This window comes from Actinoplanes sp. NPDC000266, assembly GCF_042899005.1.
Lineage (GTDB): Bacteria > Actinomycetota > Actinomycetes > Mycobacteriales > Micromonosporaceae > Actinoplanes.
Genome location: NZ_JBIAZI010000010.1, coordinates 1 through 18,936, shown reverse-complemented (window position 1 = coordinate 18,936; position 18,936 = coordinate 1). Strand labels below are relative to the sequence as shown.

Here is an 18,936-nt window from a genome sequence, read left to right as displayed (position 1 = left end):
GGGTCATGCATCCGGCTTGACGCTGAAACCTTTACGCGGTGCGGGCCCTCGCCGAGGGCGTGCCGCTCTACCCGGTGTACGCGCTGCTGTTCACGGACGCCGGCCTCACCACGGCCCAGGTGTCGTCGCTGTTCGCGATCTGGTCCGTGGTCGCCTTCGTGGCCGAGATCCCGTCCGGCGCGCTGGCTGACGCCTGGTCCCGCAAGAGGCTGTACGCGATAGGCGAGACCCTGACGGCGGCCGGCTACGCGATGTGGCTGTTGTGGCCGTCGTACTGGGGCTTCACGGTGGGGTTCGCTCTGTGGGGCCTGGGCGGTTCGCTGGGCTCGGGCACGCTGGAGGCGCTGGTCTACGACGCGGTGCCGGAGGAGAACGCGTACGCCCGCTTGATAGGCCGAGCCGAGACGCTCTCGATCCTGGCCATGCTGGCCGCCACGGCGTTGGCCACTCCCGCCTTCCAGGCGGGCGGTTATCTGTTGGTGGGCTCGCTGAGCATCGCCGTGAAGCTCCTGGGCGCCCTGCTGTCGCTGCGCCTGCCCGAAACCCGAACCACCACCGGGCCCACACCCGACCCCGCCCCTCCGAATATTTCCGAAATGTCGTACTGGCACATCCTTCGGGGCGGTGTGCGGGAAGCCGTCGGAACCCGGGTGGTCGCGCGGGCGGTTCTCGTGGCGGCGCTCGTGCCCGGGTTCAGCGCGCTCGACGAATTCCTGCCGCTTCTCGCGCGGGACAAAGGGGCGCCGACCGCGGCCGTACCCCTGCTCTTCGCCCTGACCGCCCTCGCCATGGCCGCCGGAAGCGCTCTCGCCGGTCGCGGGCGCGGACTCTCCTGGGCGCTCGGCGGGGCGGCGGTTCTTCTCGCGGCCGGCGCCCTCACCCCGCACCTCGCCGGAATGATCGCCGTCTCGGCCGCCTTCGGCCTGCTGCAGTACGCGATGATCCGCGCCGAGGCCCGCCTCCAGGAGCGGATCACCGGGCCGGCCCGGACCACCGTGCTGTCGGTCGCCGGCTTCGCCAGCGAGGCCTTCTCCGTCGTGCTCTACCTGGCCTTCGCCGTCGACCTGCCGCTCACGGCACTCTTCGCCCTCTGCTCGGCGCCGCTCCTGCTCACCGCCCTGATCGCCCGCCGACGGTGAACGTCCGCTAGCCTCCGCTGTTCTCCATCTCGGCGCCCTCGGGCACGCTTTCGTCGTCGCGGCTGTCGAGCCAGCCGTACGGCAAAGAGACCTTGCCTGGCGCATTGACGCGGCCCCGCGGCTTGCCGAGCTCCTCCTCCGGGAACGGCACCGACGGGTCGAGCTTGCCCAGCAGGTCGTCCAGCTGGGCCAGCGACGACACCATCGACAGGGCCCGGCGCAGCTCACCACCGACCGGGAAGCCCTTCAGGTACCAGGCGATGTGCTTACGGAAATCGGCGCACCCGTGCTTCTCGTCCTCGAGCGCGTCCACCAGCAGCTCCGCGTGGCGCGACATGATCTTCGCGACCTCGCCCAGCGCCGGCAGCACCGGCTTGTAGTCGCCACCCTGTGTGAAGGCCGCCTCGAGGTCGGCGAACAGCCACGGCCGTCCCAGACATCCGCGCCCGACGACGACCCCGTCGACGCCGGTCTGCTCCACCATGCGCAGGGCGTCGGAACCCTCCCAGATGTCCCCGTTGCCGAGAACGGGCACGTCGAGCGCCTGCTTCAACGTCGCGATGGCGTCCCAGTCCGCGTTTCCCGAGTACCTTTGTTCGGCCGTACGGGCATGCAGCGCCACCGCGGCGACACCGGCTTCCTGCGCGATGAGCCCCGCCTCGACGTACGTCAAATGGTCGTCGTCAATGCCCTTGCGCATCTTGATCGTGAGCGGGATCCCGTATTCGGCGGCCGCGTCCACGGCCTGCTTGACGATCCGCCCGAACAGCTTGCGCCGCCACGGCAGAGCCGACCCACCGCCGCGCCGGGTCACCTTGGGCACCGGGCACCCGAAGTTGAGGTCGACGTGGTCGGCCAGGTTGTCCTCGCCCACCATCCGCACGGCCCGGGCCGTCACATCGGGGTCGACCCCGTACAGCTGAAGGCTGCGAAAGTCCTCGTCCTCGGCGAACGCCACCATCTTGAGCGTCTTGGGGATCCGCTCCACGAGAGCCCGCGTCGTGATCATCTCGCAGACGTAGACCCCACCACCTTGCTCCCGGCACAGCCGCCGAAACGCCACGTTGGTGATGCCGGCCATGGGAGCCAGCACGACAGGCGGATTGACGACACGATCGCCGAGCATGAGAGGTGCGAGAGTCACGCCTTCGAGCATGCCATGCCCCTCACGACCACCGAAAATCCACGTCACCGTCAGGCCGCACACCGAACGCAAGGTGGAGCCGCTCCACCGCGTCGTGTACCTGCCGTCGCGGCCGACCAGGAAAGGCCCGGTACAGACATTCCCGCCATAACGTGCGGTCGTAATGACTGGCGAGAAGGAACCGCCAGAAGCCCAGATTGAGCTCAGTGTTGCAGCAGATGGCCGGGATCGGCGCGGCGGAGATCTCAGAGTTCCAGGCGTAGAGATCCAAGGCCGCCGCAAGGTTGCCGCCGACGGCGCGAAGGTACGGCTCCAACCGCTGCCGGGGTCAACGCTTTCCGGACGGTAGTCGCACGCCTATGACTGCGGCCACCACGAATCTGGCAGAGTCGGCCGCGTGGGTGATGAGCTGAGTCCGCGGAAGCTTGTGGTCGTGTTTCAGTCGGCGGTCGGTGAGGCCATGTTGCGGCTTGCCGTCGACGTCGGGTTTCAGGCTGTGCTCGTGGAGCCGGATGAGACACGGCTTCAAGGGCTGCCCCGGGCTCACGGGGACACCTTCGTGCACGATCTGGGGCCGGCCGGTCTCGACGAGCACACCGATGTCGTGCTGAGTGACCACCACCGGGCCGAGATCGGGGAGCTGCTCGAACAAGCTCTGGCCGCCGAGACCCGGTGGATCGGGATCGTGGGCAACCCCAAGGTCGAAGGGCCCCATGTCGCCGCGCTGCGGGAGCGTGGCGTCGGCGAGGAGCAGATCAAGCGGGTGCACCGCCCGATCGGCCTGAACATCGGGTCGCGGACGCCGGCCGAGATCGCTGTGGCGACCTTGGCCGGGCTGATCGCGGACCGGAACGGCCGACCGGGCGGCTTCGCTTTCTAAGAGCCTCTAAAGGCCCTTGGCGAGCAGGTAGCTCTCGATCTGGGAGAGGGCGACCCGCTCCTGCTTCATCGTGTCGCGGTCGCGCACCGTCACCGCGTCGTCGGTCAGGGTGTCGAAGTCGACCGTCACGCAGAACGGGGTGCCGATCTCGTCCTGGCGGCGGTAGCGGCGGCCGATCGCCTGTGAGTCGTCGAACTCGACGATCCAGCGCTTGCGCAGGTCGGCGGCCAGGCCCCGGGCCTTCGGGGACAGGTCGGGGTTGCGCGAGAGCGGCAGCACCGCCACCTTGATCGGGGCCAGGCGGGGGTCGAAACGCATGACCGTCCGCTTGTCGACGCCGCCCTTGGTGTTCGGGGCCTCGTCCTCGTCGTACGCCTCGAGCAGGAAGGCCAGCACCGCGCGGGTGAGACCGGCCGCCGGCTCGATCACGTACGGCACCCAGCGTTCCTGCTTCTCCTGGTCGAAGTACGACAGGTCCACGCCCGAGTGCTTGGAGTGGGTCGACAGGTCGAAGTCGGTGCGGTTGGCGATGCCTTCGAGCTCCGCGAACTCCGTGCCACCGAACTGGAACCTGTATTCGATGTCCACGGTGCGCTTGGAGTAGTGGGACAGCTTCTCCGCCGGGTGCTCGAAGAAGCGCAGGTTCGACTCCGACAGGCCGAGGTCGCGGTACCAGTTCCAGCGCTCCTGGAGCCAGTAGTCGTGCCACTTCTCGTCGCTGCCGGGCTCGACGAAGAACTCCATCTCCATCTGCTCGAACTCACGCGTACGGAAGATGAAGTTGCCCGGCGTGATCTCGTTGCGGAAGCTCTTGCCGATCTGCGCGATGCCGAACGGCGGCTTCTTGCGGGCGGCCTGGGCCACGTTGTTGTAGTTGACGAAGATGCCCTGCGCGGTCTCGGGCCGCAGGTAGTGCAGGCCCTCGGCGCTCTCGGTCGGGCCGAGGTAGGTCTTCATCAGGCCGTTGAACATCTTCGGCTCGGTGAAGGTGCCCTTGTTGCCGCAGTTCGGGCAGTTGAGCTCCTGGAGCGAGGACGGGAGCGAGCCGTGCTTGGCCTCCCACGCCTCCTCGAGGTGGTCGGCGCGGAACCGCTTGTGGCAGGACTGGCACTCGGTCAGCGGGTCGACGAACGCGTCGAGGTGGCCGGAGGCCGCCCACACGTCGCGCGCGAGGATGACGGCGGAGTCGAGGCCGACGATGTCGTCGCGCTGCTGGACCATCGTGCGCCACCACTGGCGGCGGACGTTCTCCTTCAGCTCCACACCCAGCGGACCGTAGTCCCAGGCCGAGCGGGTTCCTCCGTAGATCTCGCTGGAGGGGAAGACGAAGCCCCGGCGCTTGGCCAGGCTGACGACGGCATCGATACGGTCGGCGGGCATGTTCCTCCTACGCCGGCTGGGTGTCGGCGGGGACATCAGTATGGATCGGGACGAACAGAGAATTTACTCCGCGATGTCGCAGACCTCGAACTCGCCCGTGGACGTGTTCTGGTCGAGTTCGGCCGTCAGCTGCTCCACGTCGCCGCCGGCGAAGGTGGCCTCGACGGGCACGGAGATGCCGTACGTCGCCTCGACCTCGCCGAGACGCCACGAGACGATCGGCTCGCCGGCCGAGACACGGGTGCGGAACTCGGCCTGGGTTTCCCGGCGCCGGGCACTTTCGCAGAGGTCGTCGTACGCCGCCGCGTAGTTCTCGGATTTCAGGGCGTTCAGATAGTCCTCGACGGCCGCGTGGGCCTGCTCCTGGATGGCGCTCGTGCCGGCCGAGATCAGGCCGATGAGCGCCGCCACGCCGCCGCCGCAGACCAGCACCATCACCGCGCCGGCGATGCCGAGCCCCATGCCGATGCGCCGGCCTTTGCCCTCGACCGGCGGCGCCGGGAAGGGCGGCTGCACGCCGGGCCCCGGCGGGGGTGGCGGGACGAAAGGCGGCGCCGTGGTCATGACCGCAACAGTAGTCGTCAGCGCCAGGGCTCGGAGGCCCGGTCGCTCTCCGCCTCGACCACCGGCGAGCCCGGCTCGGCCGAGGCGAGCGTCTCGAACGCGGACGGCTCGTCGAGCGAGCGGGCGAGCAGCGGGGTGGCGTGCACCTTCACATCGAAGGCGCCCAGCGCGCGCCGGTAGGCTCCCACCGACTCCCATTCGGTGACGAGTGTCCATCGGGTGGGGTCCTCGAGCGCGCGGGCGAGCCGCCCGGAGAGATATCCGGGCCGTTCGGCGAGGGCGGCGAGGGCCGCGTGGGCCTGGGCGACGAATTCGTCGCGCGTGTCCGGCGGCACGTCGAAGCGGTTGAGCACCAGCATGGCGACAGGGTACGAGAGGCGAGACAGGGGTGACGCGGTGACACCGTCCGACAATGTGCTGCGCCGGCTGGCCCGGGTGAGCCCGACCACGGCCTTCATCGTGGCGCTGGCGATTCTGGTGGCGGGACTGTTCCTGCCCGGCATCGTCGGGGCGGCGCTGCTGTTCCTGCTCTGGCTGGGCCTGGCCACGCTGACCTTCACAACCTGGCCCGTACAGTCCCCGCCGACCCGTGTCATCCGGCTGATCATGCTCGTTCTGCTGCTGGCGGCCGCGCTCGCCAAGGCACTGTGACCTATGCGCTTTTGACAATCATTATCATTGTCGGCGACAGTAGGTGCTATGCGCCGCCGCCTCCTCGCCCTTCTGCTCCCGCTGTCGTTCCTGGCCGGGTGCGGCAGTGGCTCCGGCGCCGAGGACGGCAAGCTGGCCGTGGTCACCGCCTTCTATCCGCTGCAGTTCCTCAGCGAGCGCATCGGCGGCGACCAGGTGAGCGTCTCCAACCTCACCAAGCCCGGCGCCGAGCCGCACGACATCGAGCTCACCCCGCGCCAGGTGGGCGACGTGGCCGGGGCCGGCCTGGTCGTCTATCTCAAGGGCTTCCAGCCGGCGGTCGACGAGGCCGTGGCCCAGGAGGGCAAGGACCACGCGTTCGACGCCGCCTCGGTGGTCACCCTGCTGCCGGCGAGCGAGGACGACCACGACGGCGAGGAGCACGAGCACGAGACGGCCGAGGGCGGCATGGACCCGCACGTCTGGCTCGACCCGGTCCGCTTCGCCACCATCGCCGACAAGCTGGGCGAGCGCCTCGGCCAGGCCGATCCCGAGCACGCCGCCGACTACAAGGCCCGGGCCACCGCCCTGCACTCCGAGCTCGACAAGCTGAACACCGAATATGCGACCGGGCTCAAGACCTGCGAGCGCCGCGAGCTGGTGACCAGTCACGAGGCGTTCCACTATCTGGCCGACCGCTACGACCTCACCGAGGTCGGCATCACCGGCATCTCCCCCGAGGCCGAGCCCTCACCGCAGCGGCTGGCCGAGGTGGCCCGGACGGCCAAGGAGACCGGCACCACCACGATCTTCTTCGAGACGCTGGTCAGCCCGGCCGTGGCCGAGACCATCGCCCGCGAGGTCGGCGCCAGGACCGCCGTCCTCGATCCTCTCGAAGGCCTGACGGACTCGTCCCAAGATTATTTCTCCGTGATGCGCGCGAACCTGACCGCCATCACCACCGCACTGGGGTGCACAGCATGAGCATCGTCGACGTACGCCATCTGGCCGTCGGATACGAGGGCCGGGAGATCCTGCACGACGTCTCCCTGAGCGTCGATCAGAAAGAGGTCGTCGCGATCCTCGGCGCGAACGGCTCCGGCAAGTCCACGCTGATCCGCACGATCCTCGGCCTGGTGCCGATCGGCCGCGGCGAGATCGATCTTTTCGGTACGCCCCAGCGGCGCTTCAAGCAATGGGCCCGGGTCGGATATGTGCCGCAGCGTCTCGGCGCCGGAAGCGGGGTGCCGGCCACGGTCGGCGAGGTCGTCGCCTCCGGCCGCCTGGCCCGTCGCGGCATCTTCCGGCTGCCCGGCGCGGCCGACCGGACGGCCGTGCGCGACGCCCTGACCGACGTCGGTCTCCTCGACCGGATCAACGATCCCGTCTCGACCCTCTCGGGTGGACAGCAGCAGCGCACGTTGATCGCCCGCGCCCTGGCCGGAAAGCCGGACCTGCTGGTCCTGGACGAGCCCACCGCGGGCGTGGACGCGGCCAGCCAGGAGGCGTTCGCCGCCGCGCTGGGCCGCTTCGGCGACGGCGGCGGCACGATCCTGCTGGTGGCGCACGAGCTCGGCCCGCTGCGCCCGCTGATCGACCGGGCCGTCGTGGTGCACGAGGGCCGCATCGCCTTCGAGGGCGCGCCGCCGGAGCCGGCCGGCCATCACGCCGAGCCCGATCACGACCACGTGCATCCGCACGCCGTCCAGCCCACCGCGGGCATCTGCGAGTGGGCCCCTACGGACCGCATGGCGGCCAACTGAAATGGACCTTTTCCAGTACGACTTCATGATGCGTGCCCTGGCCGGCGCGCTCATCATCGGCCTGGCCGCCCCGTCGCTCGGCATCTACCTGGTGCAGCGGCGGCTGTCGCTGATCGGCGACGGCATCGGCCACGTCGCCCTGACCGGCGTCGGCGTCGGCCTGCTGCTCAACCAGTCCCCCGTGCTGGCCGCCGTGATCGTCTCGGCGGCGGGCGCGATCGGCGTCGAGCTGATCCGCGAGCGCGGCCGCACCTCGGGCGATCTCGCCCTGGCCCTGCTGTTCTACGGCGGCATCGCCGGCGGCGTGGTGCTGGTGTCGCTCTCCGACGACGCCAGCAGCAACAGCCTGATCCAATATCTGTTCGGCTCGCTCATCACGACGTCGCCCGCCGACATCACGGTGATCGCCGTGATGGGCGCGCTGGTGCTGATCGCCATGCTCGCTTTCCGGCCCGCACTGTTCGCGGTCTGCAACGACGAGGAGTACGCCCGGGTGAGCGGCCTCCCCGTCCGTACGCTCAATCTCCTGATGGCCGTGACCACCGCCGTGACCGTGACCATCGCCATGCGGACCGTCGGGTTGTTGCTGGTCTCGGCCCTGATGGTCATCCCGGTGGCCGCCGCCCAGCAGGTGACCAGGGGCTTCCGCAGCACGATGGTGGCGGCCATGCTGATCGGCGTCGGCGCGGCCGGGGCCGGCGTGGTCTTCTCGGCCGAGGCGGACACCCCGCCCGGCGCCACCACGGTCATCCTGGCCCTGGCCATCTTCGTCGCGATCGCCGTCGGCGGCGCGACCTGGCGGGTCCTGCGCCGGCGGGCCCAGCCGCCCCGCGAGGTGGAGCCCCCTGACGTGGTTCTCCAGGAGGCCTGACAATGGGTTACGAGGCATATGAGCCGGCCGGCGAGCTGCTGCGGGCGCTCTCGGCCCCGATCCGCGTCGCGATCGTGGCCGAGCTGGGCGCCGGCGAGCGCTGCGTGCACGAGCTGGTGGAGAAGCTGGGGGCGCCACAGCCGCTGGTCTCGCAGCATCTGCGGGTGCTGCGCGGCGCGGGCGTGGTGCGAGGTGCGCGACGAGGCCGGGAGATCGCATACTCCCTGGTGGACGACCACGTCGCGCACATCGTCGCCGACGCCGTCAGCCATGCGAGGGAGGTTCGTTCGTGAGCACCGAGAGTCAGCAGCGCAACACCAAGCAGCGCAGCGCGGTCAGCGCCGTGCTGGCCGAGACCGAGGGCTTCAACAGCGCTCAGGAGCTGCACGCCATTCTGCGCGAGCGGGGTGAGCGGGTGGGGCTGACCACCGTCTACCGCACGTTGCAGGGCCTGGCCGACGCCGGCGAGATCGACGTGATGCGCCCGCCCGGCGGCGAGCACCTCTACCGCCGGTGCAGCCAGGGTCACCACCACCACCTGGTGTGCCGCTCGTGCGGCCGCGCGGTCGAGGTGGAGGGCCCGGCCGTCGAGTCGTGGGCCGACAAGGTGGCGGGCAAGCACGGCTTCGTCGACGTCTCTCACACGATGGAGATCTTCGGAACCTGCCCGGACTGCGCCACTAAGCAGTAGCACAGTCCACGTGGGACCCTGACGGCGTGAAGCTCTATGCCGACAGGATCCCCACCGCCGTCCGCCAGCTGATCACCGACATCGTCGTGGTGATCTGGGTCTACCTCTGGGTGCGCGCCGGCCTGTGGGTGAACGACATGGTCGAGAAGCTGGGCGTTCCCGGCGCCAAGCTGGAGACCGCGGGCGGCGGCATCGCCGACAACCTGGCCGACGCCGGCGGCAAGGTCGGCCGGGTGCCGCTGGTCGGCGACCAGCTGGTCAAGCCGTTCACCGGCGCCGCCGACGCGGCCCGCAACCTGGCCGACGCCGGGCGCCAGCAGCAGGAGATCGTCGACCAGATGGCCGTCATCATCGCCCTGGCCGTGGTCGCCGTGCCGCTGGCGCTGGTGCTCTTCCTCTGGCTGCCGTTGCGGATCCGCTGGATCCGCCGGGCCGCCGTCGCCACCTCCGTACGCGACGAGCCCGCCGGTCGCGACCTGCTCGCCCTGCGGGCCCTGGCCAGCCAGCCCCTGAACCGGCTGGCCAAGATGGGCCCGGACATCGCGCAGAGCTGGCGCAACGGCGACCCCGAGGCGGTCGACGCCCTGGCCGAGCTGGAACTCAGACGTCTCGGTCTTCGCGGTTCTCGCCGCTAGCGTTCGCGTAGTCCTCGTCCTCGGGATCCTCGTCGATCCAGTTGCGGCGCAGCCACGGGATGCCCGCCCAGAAGGTGAGGAAGAACAGGGCGGTGAGGGCGCTGAAGACGAAGGCGATCGGCCGGTCGAGGATGAAGTCGGTGACCAGCAGGACGCTGGCCGCCATCGAGACCAGCAGGAAGGCCAGGCCGCCGGTGGCCATCCGGTGGGCGTAACGGACCAGCTCGGGCTTGCGGCCCTGGCGGAACAGCGCCCGGTGGAAGGCGACCGGGGCAATGATCATCGCGGTGGCGCCGGCGGCGGCCAGCAGCGCCACGACGTACGTGTCCTTCTGGAATTGTGTGACCTTGGGGAAGCCGTTGCTGAACGGCAGGGTCAGCAGGAAGGCGAACAGGATCTGGATGCCGGTCTGCGCGACCCGCAACTCCTGGAGGAGATCGGCGAAGTTGCGGTCCCAGCGTTGTTTCTCCGACTCGTGCTTCATCCGCGGCTTCTCGGGTGGCATGCCGCGACGGATACCCCAAGATGAACGTGAATCAAACTCCCCGAATGCGAGCCAGGGCCGCCTCGGAAAGGGCAGTCGCCGCCTGCTCGGGCACCCAGTGGCTGATACCGCGCATAGCGACCATCTGGTAGTCGGCGTCGACCCAGTCCCGGGTGCGCAGCGCCGCGGTCAGCGAGACCACGCCGTCCTGGTCACTCCAGACATATGTGGTGGGCACGCGGATCAGGCGTACGTCCTTGAGCTGGTCGAAGGTCAGCGCCCGGTACCAGTTCAGCCCGCCGGTGAGCCGGCCCGGATCGCGGTTGGCCTCGACGTAGAGCTCGGCCCGCTCCCCGATCGGCTTGAGCATCCAGCGCAGGGCGGCGGCGTCGCGGGCGAGCAGCAGCCGCTCGGCGGCGGCCGACTGGAAGACCTTGAAGTACGCCATCCGGGCCCGCTGGGCGGGCCGGGTCCGCAGCGCCAGCTGGAGCGCCTTGGGATGCGGGACGGAGACGGCGGTGAGGGTGCGGACCCGCTCGGGATGCCAGGCGGCGAGCATCCAGCCGACGTTGGCGCCCCAGTCGTGGCCGATGACGTGCGCCGACTCCAGGCCGAGGGCGTCGAGCACGCCGACCGCGTCGGCCACGGCCTCGGTGATCCGGTAGGCGCCGACATCGGCCGGGCGGGCGCCTGGTGAGACGCCGCGCTGATCCACGGCGTACGTCCTGAGACCTGCCTCGTGAAGTTTCGGCGCGAGAAGATCGAACTCGCGGTGGTCCTGGGGGAAGCCGTGCAGCAGCAGAACCGGGTCGCCCTCCGACGGGCCACCATCGAAGACGTCGAATGTCAGACCCCGGGCTTTGATCTCCATCTGTGATCACTCCCTCGCTGGGCGGAACGAAACAGCAGTGTTAGCGTCATCGAAACTAATGCAGGCCGACAGGGGAGCGCACAAGCGCTGAGAGTGCGGGCAACCGCAGACCCTCGTACCTGATCTGGGTAATGCCAGCGCAGGAAGCTCGGGAGGAACCACATGTCATCTCGTTGGCGGACCATCGACATCGTCATCGCCTCGATCATCGCCGTCGCCTTCGGCGTCATCTTCTGGGCCTGGGGCCTGCTCTGGAACGGCCCGGCCGACGCCATCCCCCTGCCCGGCCGGTGCGTGATCTACGGCGTCTGGCTGGTGCCGGCCGTGCTCGGCGCGCTGATCGTCCGCAAGCCGGGCGCCGCCTTCTACACCCTCACCCTGGCCGCCCTGGTGTCGGCCGCCATCGGCACGAGCTGGGGCTGGACCCTGGTCATCCAGGGCCCGCTCGAGGCCCTCGGCGCCGAGCTCGTGTTCGCCGCCTTCGCCTACAAGGTCTACAACCTGCCGGTGGCCCTGCTCGCCGCCACCACGGCCGGGCTGGTGGCATCGGTCTACGACGCCTTCGTCTGGTACGGCGGCACGTCGTGGGCCACCATGCGGATCTGGTACATCGTCATCACCGCGCTGTCGTCGCTGGTGATCGCCGGTCTCGGCAGCGTGGCGCTGACCCGCGCGCTGGCACAGACCGGAGTTCTCGACCGGTTCGCGGCGGGGCGTTCGCGCGCGCTCGTCTGATCTGGTGTCATTCCCGACATGAGTGAGGTCGTTCTCCGCGGTTTCGGCTGGCGGCACGCGGGCCGTCGCGCCTGGGCCGTCCGCGACGTCGACCTGCGGATAGCGCACGGCGAGCGGGTGCTCCTGCTCGGTCCCTCCGGGGCCGGTAAGAGCACCCTGCTGGCCGCGCTGGCCGGCCTGCTGCCCGACGACTCGGGCGAGTCCGAGGGCACGATCGAGATCGACGGACTCGATCCGCGCAAGGCCCGCGACCAGGTCGGCATCGTCTTCCAGGATCCGCAGACCCAGCTCGTGATGGCCCGCAGCGGCGACGACGTGGCGTTCGGCCTGGAAAATCGCGGGGTGCCGCCGGCCGACATCTGGCCCCGGGTCAGCGACGCGCTCGACCGGGTCGGCTTCCCCTATCCGATCATCCGCTCGACCGCGGCGCTGTCCGGCGGCGAGGCGCAACGGCTGGCCCTGGCCGGTGTGCTGGCCCTGCGCCCGCGCCTGCTGCTGCTCGACGAGCCGACCGCCAACCTCGACCCCGACGGGGCCGTGCTGGTCCGCGAGGCCATCGCCGCCCTGCGCCTGGACGCCTCCATGATCATTGTGGAGCACCGGGTGGCCGAGGCCCTGCCGCTGGTCGACCGCGTGGTCGTGCTCGAGCCGGGCGGGGGCGTGCGGGCCGACGGCGCGCCCGAGGTCGTGTTCGCGGCCTACGGCGATCGTCTGGCCGACGAGGGCGTCTGGGTTCCCGGCTTCACGATTCCCCCGCTCAAATCAAGGTCAACGGCCGATCCTTCCCTCGTACGCACGGAGCAGGCCACAGTCGCAGGACGCATGGCCCCCGTGTCGCTCGCCGCCGGCGAGGGCGAGGTCCTGGCCGTGACCGGCCCCAACGGCGCCGGCAAGTCGACGCTCGCCCTGCTGCTGGGCGGCCTGCTCGCCCCGTCATCGGGCCGGGTGCACGCGTTCGGCGACCCGAAGCCCCCGCACCGCTGGCGGGCGGCCACCCTCACCGGCCGGATCGGCTCGGTCTTCCAGAACCCGGAACACCAGTTCGTGACCACCCGCGTCGCCGACGAGCTGGCCCTGGGCCCGCGCCGGCTGGGCCGCTTCGACCAGCAGGTGATCGACGACCTGCTGGAGCGGCTACGCCTGACGAAGCTGGCGCAGGCCAACCCGTACACCCTCTCCGGCGGCGAAGCCCGCCGTCTCAGCGTCGCCACCGCCCTGGCCACCGCGCCCCGCCTGCTGGTGCTCGACGAGCCCACGTTCGGCCAGGACCGCCGCACCTGGATCGAGCTGGTCACCCTGCTGGCGACGCTGCGCGACGACGGCCACGCGATCGTGGCGGTGACCCACGACGACGACTTCGTGCAGACGGTCGCCGACCGAACGTTCCCGCTGGGCACCCCCCGGCTGCCCGACCCGCTCCCCCGCCGGCGGCGCTTGTGAGCTTCGTCCTTCAGCCGGTGGCCGACCCCGCGGCCCCCTTGGCCCGGCGCAACCCGACGGCCAAGCTGGGCGCGGCGCTGCTGTTCACGCTGCCCCTGCTGTCCACTCTCGACCCGCTGACCCCGGCGATCGCCCTGGCGATCGAGCTGGCGGTGCTTCCTCTTTTCGGCGTACGCCTGTCCGTCCTGGCCCGCCGAGCCTGGCCGCTCCTGATCGCCGCGCTGGGCCTGCTGGCCACGATGGTCCTTTTCGCGGCCGACCGTAGCGGCCGCCTCCTGCTCGACCTGGGCCCGTTCGACATCACCACCGGCGTGCTGGTGTCGGCGCTGGGCCTGATCCTGCGCCTGTTCGCGATAGCCGTCCCCGGCGTGATCGTCTTCGCCACCACCGACCCCACCGACCTGGCCGACTCCCTGGTCCAGAACGCGAAGGCCCCACCCCGTTTCGCCATCGGCGCCCTGGCCGCCTTCCGCCTGCTCCCACTGCTCGACCAGGAGTGGCAAATGATCACCTTGGCCCGCCGGGCCCGAGGCGTCGACGCCGGCCGTAACCCCGTGGCCGCCTTACGCCTGTTCATCTCGACGGCCTTCGCCCTGCTGGTAGGAGCCCTACGCCGAGGCGGCCGGCTGGCCGTGGCCATGGACGCCCGCGGTTTCGACTCGGGCATCCCCCGCACTTACGCCCGACGCCAGACCTTCACGACAGCCGATACGGCCCTGCTGCTGGGCGCGCTCGCCTTGTCGGCCGTCGCCCTCGGCACGAGCATCGCCTTGGGCCTGTTCCGCCCCATCATCGGCTGACCGGTCAGGCGATCGCCTGGCGCAGGGAAGCCAGGGCGTCCTCGATGATGGCGATCAGGGTGCGGTCGCCGGGCTGGTCGAGCCACTCGTCGAACGAGACGAACAGCAGCATCACGGCGGTCTCGGCCAGCAGGGCGGCCTCGAGGGCCGGGACGCCCCGGGCCTCGAAGCCCGTGCTGATCGCGCTTCTCAAGGCGTCTCGTTTGCGCAGGTCGCGCTCGCGGAGGCCGGGATCGGAGCGGACGATCTCGCGCCGTACGCGGAGCTCGTCGCGGCGGCTCTCGAAGCGGGCGGCGGTGACGGCCCGGAGGCCCTCGAGGATCACGGTCATCGGGGCGTCGGCCGGCGGGGCCTCCTCGATCATGCGGGTGGCCATGGCCGGGATCTCGTCGCCGCCGAAGAGCACCTCGCGCTTGTCGGCGAAGTGCCGGAAGAACGTGCGGGTGGTCAGGCCGGCCCGCGCGGTGATCTGCGGAACGGTGGTCGCCGCGAAGCCCTGCTCGACGAAGAGCTCGACGGCCGCTTCCTCGAGGCGCTCACGCGCGCCGGGCCGCCATCTGCTCACACCCGCCATCCTACGTGATGACATCACGTGTCATCACGGGCTACAGTCATGACACGCCATGTCATCACCTCTGGGGAGCACCGCCATGACCGACGAAGTCTGGATCCTGGGCGGCACGGGCCGCAGCGCCCGGGCCATCGCCACCGAACTCCTGCGCCGGGGCATCACCCCCACGCTTGTGGGGCGTGACGCCACCCGTCTGACCGCCGCCGCCTCGAGCCTCGGGAGCGTTCGTACGCTCGTCGCGCGCACGCCGGTGGAAACGGCCGACGCGATCCGGCGGCAGCGGCCCGCCGTTGTGATCAACACGGTCGGGCCGTTCGGGGTGACGGCCGGGCCGATCATCCGGGCCTGTCTGCCGGCCGGTCATTACGTCGATCTGGCCAATGACGTCGCGGCCGTGTCGGGCGTACTCGCACTGCATGACGCCGCCGCCGAGGCCGGGCGTTCGCTCGTCACCGGCGCCGGCTTCGGCGTGACCGCCACGGAGAGCGTTGTGGTCAAGCTTTGCGCGGACCGTCCCACGCCCTCGGACGTACGCGTCGACATGATCCCTTCGCTGGCGATCGAGGCCGGCCGGCTCGGTGAGGCCCTGGCCGGCACGATCCTCGAAGGTCTTCCCGGTGTGCCGGGCGGCCGCCGGTTCCAGGGCCGCCGCTACCGTGACGGCCGTCTCGCCCCGGCCCGGCTGGCCGGTGACGCCGAGACCCTGACCCTGCCCGGCGGATCGCCGGTGACCACCGCCGGCATGCCGCTCGGTGAGCTCGTCGCCGCCCAGCGCGCGAGCGGCGCCCCCTCGGTGACCGCCGCGTCGAGCGAGGCGCCCACCGCGCCGATCGCCCGCGCGCTCATGCCCCTCGCCGCGTCGTTGCTGGGCTTCGGCCCGCTGCGGTCATTTGCCGTACGCCGCCTGGCCGCCCTCGAGGTGAAGGCCCGCCCCCGCCCGCGCGAGCACTCGTGGGGCCACGCCCGCGTCACCTGGCCCGACGGCACCGTCCGCGAGGGCTGGCTGCGCCTCGGCGACGCACAGGACTTCACCGGCGCCGTCCCGGCCGAGGTCACCCGCCGCCTGCTGGCCGGCGAGGGCCGCCCCGGCGCCTCGTTCCCGGCCACCCTCTTCGGCCCGTCCCTGGCCGAATCCTGCGGCGCCGACTACGTCCTGGCTGGGTTACCGTCGGCATGACCACTCCGAGAGGGGACTCGTCATGCGTATCGCGGTTGCCGGCGCCTCCGGGAACATCGGGGCCCGTACCGTCGCGGCTCTGGAACGGGACGGGCACGAGGTCGTACGGATCAGCCGCTCGCACGGCATCGACCTGCTCCAGGAGGACGCGATCGGCGACGCCCTGTCCGGTGTGGACGCCGTCGTCGACACCCTGAACGGGCCGGCGGCCGACCCCATGGAGGCCATCACCTGGCTCACCACCTCCACCCGTAACCTGCTCGCGGCCGAGGAACGGGCCGGCGTCCGCCACCACGTCCTGCTGTCGATCGCCTGCCTCTACCGGGTCGGCGGCAACGCCCACTACGCCGCCAAGCGCGCACAGGAACAGGTCGTCACCGAGGGCCCGGTCCCGTGGACCATCGTCCCGGCCACCCAGTTCCACGACTTCGCGGCCATGGTCGCCGACCGCACCGAACGCGACGGCGCCGCCACCCTCGCGCCCCTGCTCCTCCAGCCGGTCGCCCCCGACGACGTCGCCGGCGTCCTGGCCGAGCTCGCGCCGGGCGAACCGCGGGGCCGCTACGCCGACCTGGCCGGCCCCGAACCGCAGGACATGGTCGACATGGCCCGCCGCACCCACCAGGCGCGGGGCCGGGTGGTGAAGCTGATCCCCACCTGGGACGGCGCCTTCAGCACCGAGATGGCCGGCAAGGTCATGCTCCCCGACCCCGGTAACGTCCGGATCGCGCCGACCACCTTCGACGAGTGGCTGGCCCAGCAGTCCTGACTTTCGGCAGTACCCGGGCCGGACGGCCCTGGTTAGCCTGACCGGATGGGTGCTCGGCGGGAGTGGGTGTTCGACGGGCTGCTCGGGCTGGCGCTGGCGGCGCCGGTGGTGGCCAACCAGTCCACGCGCGGGAGCGTCGCCGGATCCGCGGCCGCCGTCGTGGTCAGCGTGGCGGCGACCGTGCTGGGGCGGCGATGGCCGCTGGCCGGGTGGCTGGCCGTCGTGCTGGCCACCATCGTGGACGGCAACTTCGCCTTCGGGATCCCGGTGCACAGCTATCTGATCGGGCTGCGCACCGAGCGGATCCGCCCGGTGGCCGCCGCCTTCGCCCTGATCGCGGCCGCGGGCACAGCCTTCAACCTGGGCGTGCTGGGTGTGGGCCCGGCCGAGTGGTTCGAGCTGGCGATGTTCCTGCTGATCCTGGGCATCTTCCCGTGGCTGGTCGGCCGATATCGGGCCCAGCGCGGCCGGCTGGCGGCGGCGGGCTGGGACCGGGCGGCCCGGCTGGAGTCGGAGCGGCGCATGGTGGTGCTGCGGGAACGTTCGCGGATCGCCCAGGAGATGCACGATTCGCTCGGTCACGAGCTGAGCCTGATCGCGCTCGGCGCGGGCGCCCTGGAGACCAGCCCGGACGTGCCCGAGGAGCGCCGGGCGACGGCCACCCGGATCCGCGAGTCGGCGGCCACCGCCACCGACCAGCTACGGGAGATCATCGGCCTACTGCGCGACCCGGGCGAGGCGGCGCCCCTGGAGCCGGTGGACGAGCCGGTCGAGTCGCTTGTGGACAACGCGGCGAGGGCCGGCATGCCCGTGACCATGAAGCGCACCGGCGATCCGGCCCCGGCCGCCGTCGAGCGCACGACTTACCGGGTGGTTCGGGAGGCGCTCACGAACGCGAGCCGTCACGCCCCCGGCGCACCGATCACGGTCGAGCTGACACGCTCCGGCGACAAGTCCACTATTACCGTGACAAATCTGGCAGGAGAAGGCTACGGCGAGGCTGCGGGCAGGCGTCATAGCGCGGGAAATGAGGGCGCGGGGGATGAGGGCGCGGGAAGCGTGGGCACGGGCAGGGGTCACGGCATGGGCAAGGGCGAGGGCGCGCGGAAGGGTGAGGCGGCTCGGAGGGGCGAGGGCGCGCGGAAGGGCGAGGGCGCGCGGAGGGGCGAGGGCGCGGCCGGGGGAACGGCTGAGGTGGGTGGGTTTGGGCTGGTGGGGCTGCGGGAACGCGTACGGCTCAATGGCGGGACCCTGACCGCCGGACCTCGACCCGGCGGGGGTTTCCGGCTGGAGGCCGAGATTCCGCACCGGGCCGCGCCCGCGGTCGACGAGCCCGTCGTGGAGATGAAGCGGCGGGTGCGGCGCAGCCTTGTCGCGGCCGTGCTCACCCCGGCCGCGCTGGCCCTGGTCACCGCCGTCGCCTACTACCCGTTCGCGGCGAACGGCTCCGTGCTGGGCGGGGACGCTTTCGAACGGATGCCGCTGGGCGCCGCCCGCGCCGACCTCGACCTGCCCGAACGGCAGGCCTGGGTGCGCGATCCGGAGCCGGGCTGCGAGTACTACAGCGACGGCAACTTCCCGCTCGCCGACGCCACCTTCCGGCTGTGCTTCGACGGCGGCGGCCGGCTCGTGCGGAAGGACCACGTGGCGTGACCATTCCCGTGCTGATCGCGGATGACGAGGCGATGATCCGGGCCGGCATCCGGGCGATTCTGGCCAACGATCCCGAGATCGACGTGATCGGTGAGGCCGGCGACGGCGCCGAGGCGGTCGAGGCCGTACGGCGTCATCGCCCGGCCGTGGTCCTCATGGACATCCGGATGCCGCGGCTGGACGGGCTGGCCGCCACCGCCGAGATCCGCCGCCTGGCTCCGGAGACCGGGGTGGTCGTGCTGACCACGTTCGGCGAGGACGAGTACATCGTCAAGGCCGTCGCCTCCGGCGCCGCCGGTTTCCTGCTCAAGGCGGGCGATCCGCGCGAGCTGACCGCGGGCGTACGGGCGGTGGCCGCCGGCGCCGCCTACCTGTCACCGAAGGTCGCCCACCGGGTGATCACCGAGCTGGCCGGCCGGCGCCTGCACGCGGGCGCCGCCGCCCGCGACCGGGTGGACGGCCTGACCGAGCGCGAACGTGAGGTGCTGGCCCTGGTCGGCGCCGGCCTGTCCAACGCCGAGATAGCCCGCCGCCTGTTCCTGGTCGAGGGCACCGTGAAGGCGTACGTGAGCAGCCTGCTCAGCCGTCTCGGCGTCCGCAACCGGGTCCAGGCGGCGATCCTGGCCTACGAGGCGGGACTGGTCTAGGTCTAAAACTGCCAGAGGTTGTTAACACATCGGGGTCTCCGATCGTTGGAGACTTATGCCCCCGTCGATGGACCAGAAGCTGGACCGCCAGG

The 18,936-nt window shown here is 71.0% G+C and carries 23 protein-coding genes and 1 riboswitch; of the genes, 16 read left to right on the top strand and 7 right to left on the bottom strand.

The genetic code is table 11. The annotated features are described in order from the left end of the window. Positions 1-38: 38 nt before the first annotated feature. Complete coding sequence (locus ACFY36_RS35400; protein WP_499750266.1) at positions 39-1,139, top strand: MFS transporter; 1,101 nt, start codon at positions 39-41, stop codon at positions 1,137-1,139. Between the two features lie 7 nt (positions 1,140-1,146). Here ACFY36_RS35400 and dusB read toward each other — a convergent pair whose 3' ends face one another. Beyond that, positions 1,147-2,265 (bottom strand): tRNA dihydrouridine synthase DusB, encoded by a 1,119-nt coding sequence (gene dusB, locus ACFY36_RS35395; protein ID WP_499750617.1) that lies wholly within the window; start codon positions 2,263-2,265, stop codon positions 1,147-1,149. 451 nt (positions 2,266-2,716) lie between these two features. On the opposite strand from dusB, the gene ACFY36_RS35390 reads away from it, so the two are divergent. Then, a complete protein-coding gene (locus ACFY36_RS35390) occupies positions 2,717-3,163 on the top strand; it encodes an XdhC family protein (protein ID WP_499750265.1) in 447 nt (148 codons plus the stop codon). A 6-nt stretch (positions 3,164-3,169) separates the two neighbouring features. Here ACFY36_RS35390 and ACFY36_RS35385 read toward each other — a convergent pair whose 3' ends face one another. The 3 genes from ACFY36_RS35385 to ACFY36_RS35375 form a co-directional block, all read right to left on the bottom strand. Beyond that, the gene (locus ACFY36_RS35385) at positions 3,170-4,543 is read right to left on the bottom strand and encodes a glycine--tRNA ligase (RefSeq protein WP_499750264.1); all 1,374 of its coding nucleotides are present in this window, start codon (positions 4,541-4,543) and stop codon (positions 3,170-3,172) included. Between the two features lie 63 nt (positions 4,544-4,606). Further along, positions 4,607-5,107, bottom strand: a complete 501-nt coding sequence (locus ACFY36_RS35380; RefSeq protein ID WP_499750263.1) for a hypothetical protein — start codon at positions 5,105-5,107, stop codon at positions 4,607-4,609. Positions 5,108-5,124: 17 nt separating this feature from the next. Then, positions 5,125-5,466 carry an antibiotic biosynthesis monooxygenase family protein gene (locus tag ACFY36_RS35375; protein WP_499750262.1) on the bottom strand — a complete coding sequence of 114 codons (342 nt, stop codon included), beginning with the start codon at positions 5,464-5,466 and terminating at the stop codon, positions 5,125-5,127. Between the two features lie 37 nt (positions 5,467-5,503). Here ACFY36_RS35375 and ACFY36_RS35370 point away from each other — a divergent pair, with 37 nt between their 5' ends. From ACFY36_RS35370 to ACFY36_RS35340, 7 genes are read left to right on the top strand one after another with little or no spacing between them, the layout of a single operon-like run. Then, positions 5,504-5,758 carry a DUF6703 family protein gene (locus tag ACFY36_RS35370; protein WP_499750261.1) on the top strand — a complete coding sequence of 85 codons (255 nt, stop codon included), beginning with the start codon at positions 5,504-5,506 and terminating at the stop codon, positions 5,756-5,758. A gap of 48 nt (positions 5,759-5,806) precedes the next feature. Continuing rightward, on the top strand, positions 5,807-6,721 hold the full coding sequence (locus tag ACFY36_RS35365; RefSeq protein WP_499750260.1) for a metal ABC transporter substrate-binding protein: 915 nt from the start codon (positions 5,807-5,809) through the stop codon (positions 6,719-6,721). Continuing rightward, on the top strand, positions 6,718-7,500 hold the full coding sequence (locus ACFY36_RS35360; RefSeq protein ID WP_499750259.1) for a metal ABC transporter ATP-binding protein: 783 nt from the start codon (positions 6,718-6,720) through the stop codon (positions 7,498-7,500). Before ACFY36_RS35365 ends, ACFY36_RS35360 begins: the two co-directional genes overlap by 4 nt. A 1-nt stretch (position 7,501) precedes the next feature. Continuing rightward, entirely contained in the window at positions 7,502-8,371 is an 870-nt protein-coding gene (locus tag ACFY36_RS35355) for a metal ABC transporter permease (protein WP_499750258.1), read from the top strand. Between the two features lie 2 nt (positions 8,372-8,373). Continuing rightward, complete coding sequence (locus ACFY36_RS35350; RefSeq protein WP_498657737.1) at positions 8,374-8,664, top strand: ArsR/SmtB family transcription factor; 291 nt, start codon at positions 8,374-8,376, stop codon at positions 8,662-8,664. After that, entirely contained in the window at positions 8,661-9,062 is a 402-nt protein-coding gene (locus ACFY36_RS35345) for a Fur family transcriptional regulator (RefSeq protein ID WP_499750257.1), read from the top strand. The genes ACFY36_RS35350 and ACFY36_RS35345 overlap by 4 nt, the downstream gene beginning before the upstream one ends. A gap of 26 nt (positions 9,063-9,088) precedes the next feature. Beyond that, complete coding sequence (locus ACFY36_RS35340) at positions 9,089-9,697, top strand: hypothetical protein (RefSeq protein ID WP_499750256.1); 609 nt, start codon at positions 9,089-9,091, stop codon at positions 9,695-9,697. Here the strand turns inward: ACFY36_RS35340 and ACFY36_RS35335 are convergent. Continuing rightward, positions 9,663-10,181 carry a DUF6328 family protein gene (locus ACFY36_RS35335; protein ID WP_499750255.1) on the bottom strand — a complete coding sequence of 173 codons (519 nt, stop codon included), beginning with the start codon at positions 10,179-10,181 and terminating at the stop codon, positions 9,663-9,665. The two genes, ACFY36_RS35340 and ACFY36_RS35335, sit on opposite strands and share 35 nt — an antisense overlap. A 52-nt stretch (positions 10,182-10,233) precedes the next feature. Further along, positions 10,234-11,052 carry an alpha/beta fold hydrolase gene (locus ACFY36_RS35330; RefSeq protein WP_499750254.1) on the bottom strand — a complete coding sequence of 273 codons (819 nt, stop codon included), beginning with the start codon at positions 11,050-11,052 and terminating at the stop codon, positions 10,234-10,236. A 60-nt stretch (positions 11,053-11,112) separates the two neighbouring features. Next, positions 11,113-11,216, top strand: a riboswitch (TPP riboswitch). Between ACFY36_RS35330 and ACFY36_RS35325 the strand changes: the two genes are divergently transcribed. The 3 genes from ACFY36_RS35325 to ACFY36_RS35315 all read left to right on the top strand — a co-directional run bounded on the left by ACFY36_RS35325 (position 11,215) and on the right by ACFY36_RS35315 (position 14,027). After that, positions 11,215-11,787: an ECF transporter S component gene (locus tag ACFY36_RS35325; protein WP_499750253.1), complete on the top strand. Its 573-nt coding sequence runs from the start codon at positions 11,215-11,217 to the stop codon at positions 11,785-11,787. Its footprint overlaps the riboswitch before it by 2 nt. Positions 11,788-11,805: 18 nt before the next feature. Further along, positions 11,806-13,227, top strand: coding sequence for an ABC transporter ATP-binding protein (locus tag ACFY36_RS35320; protein WP_499750252.1), 1,422 nt, complete (start codon positions 11,806-11,808; stop codon positions 13,225-13,227). Next, positions 13,224-14,027, top strand: a complete 804-nt coding sequence (locus ACFY36_RS35315) for an energy-coupling factor transporter transmembrane component T family protein (protein ID WP_499750251.1) — start codon at positions 13,224-13,226, stop codon at positions 14,025-14,027. Before ACFY36_RS35320 ends, ACFY36_RS35315 begins: the two co-directional genes overlap by 4 nt. A gap of 4 nt (positions 14,028-14,031) precedes the next feature. On the opposite strand, the gene ACFY36_RS35310 is transcribed toward ACFY36_RS35315, so the two are convergent. Further along, positions 14,032-14,592: a TetR/AcrR family transcriptional regulator gene (locus tag ACFY36_RS35310; protein ID WP_499750250.1), complete on the bottom strand. Its 561-nt coding sequence runs from the start codon at positions 14,590-14,592 to the stop codon at positions 14,032-14,034. An 85-nt stretch (positions 14,593-14,677) separates the two neighbouring features. Here ACFY36_RS35310 and ACFY36_RS35305 point away from each other — a divergent pair, with 85 nt between their 5' ends. From ACFY36_RS35305 to ACFY36_RS35290, 4 genes are read left to right on the top strand one after another with little or no spacing between them, the layout of a single operon-like run. Beyond that, positions 14,678-15,775, top strand: a complete 1,098-nt coding sequence (locus ACFY36_RS35305; RefSeq protein ID WP_499750249.1) for a saccharopine dehydrogenase family protein — start codon at positions 14,678-14,680, stop codon at positions 15,773-15,775. Positions 15,776-15,797: 22 nt separating this feature from the next. Then, positions 15,798-16,544, top strand: a complete 747-nt coding sequence (locus ACFY36_RS35300; RefSeq protein WP_499750248.1) for an SDR family oxidoreductase — start codon at positions 15,798-15,800, stop codon at positions 16,542-16,544. Positions 16,545-16,589: 45 nt separating this feature from the next. After that, on the top strand, positions 16,590-18,197 hold the full coding sequence (locus ACFY36_RS35295) for a sensor histidine kinase (RefSeq protein ID WP_499750247.1): 1,608 nt from the start codon (positions 16,590-16,592) through the stop codon (positions 18,195-18,197). Further along, positions 18,194-18,844, top strand: a complete 651-nt coding sequence (locus ACFY36_RS35290) for a response regulator (RefSeq protein ID WP_499750246.1) — start codon at positions 18,194-18,196, stop codon at positions 18,842-18,844. Before ACFY36_RS35295 ends, ACFY36_RS35290 begins: the two co-directional genes overlap by 4 nt. Positions 18,845-18,936 lie beyond the last annotated feature (92 nt).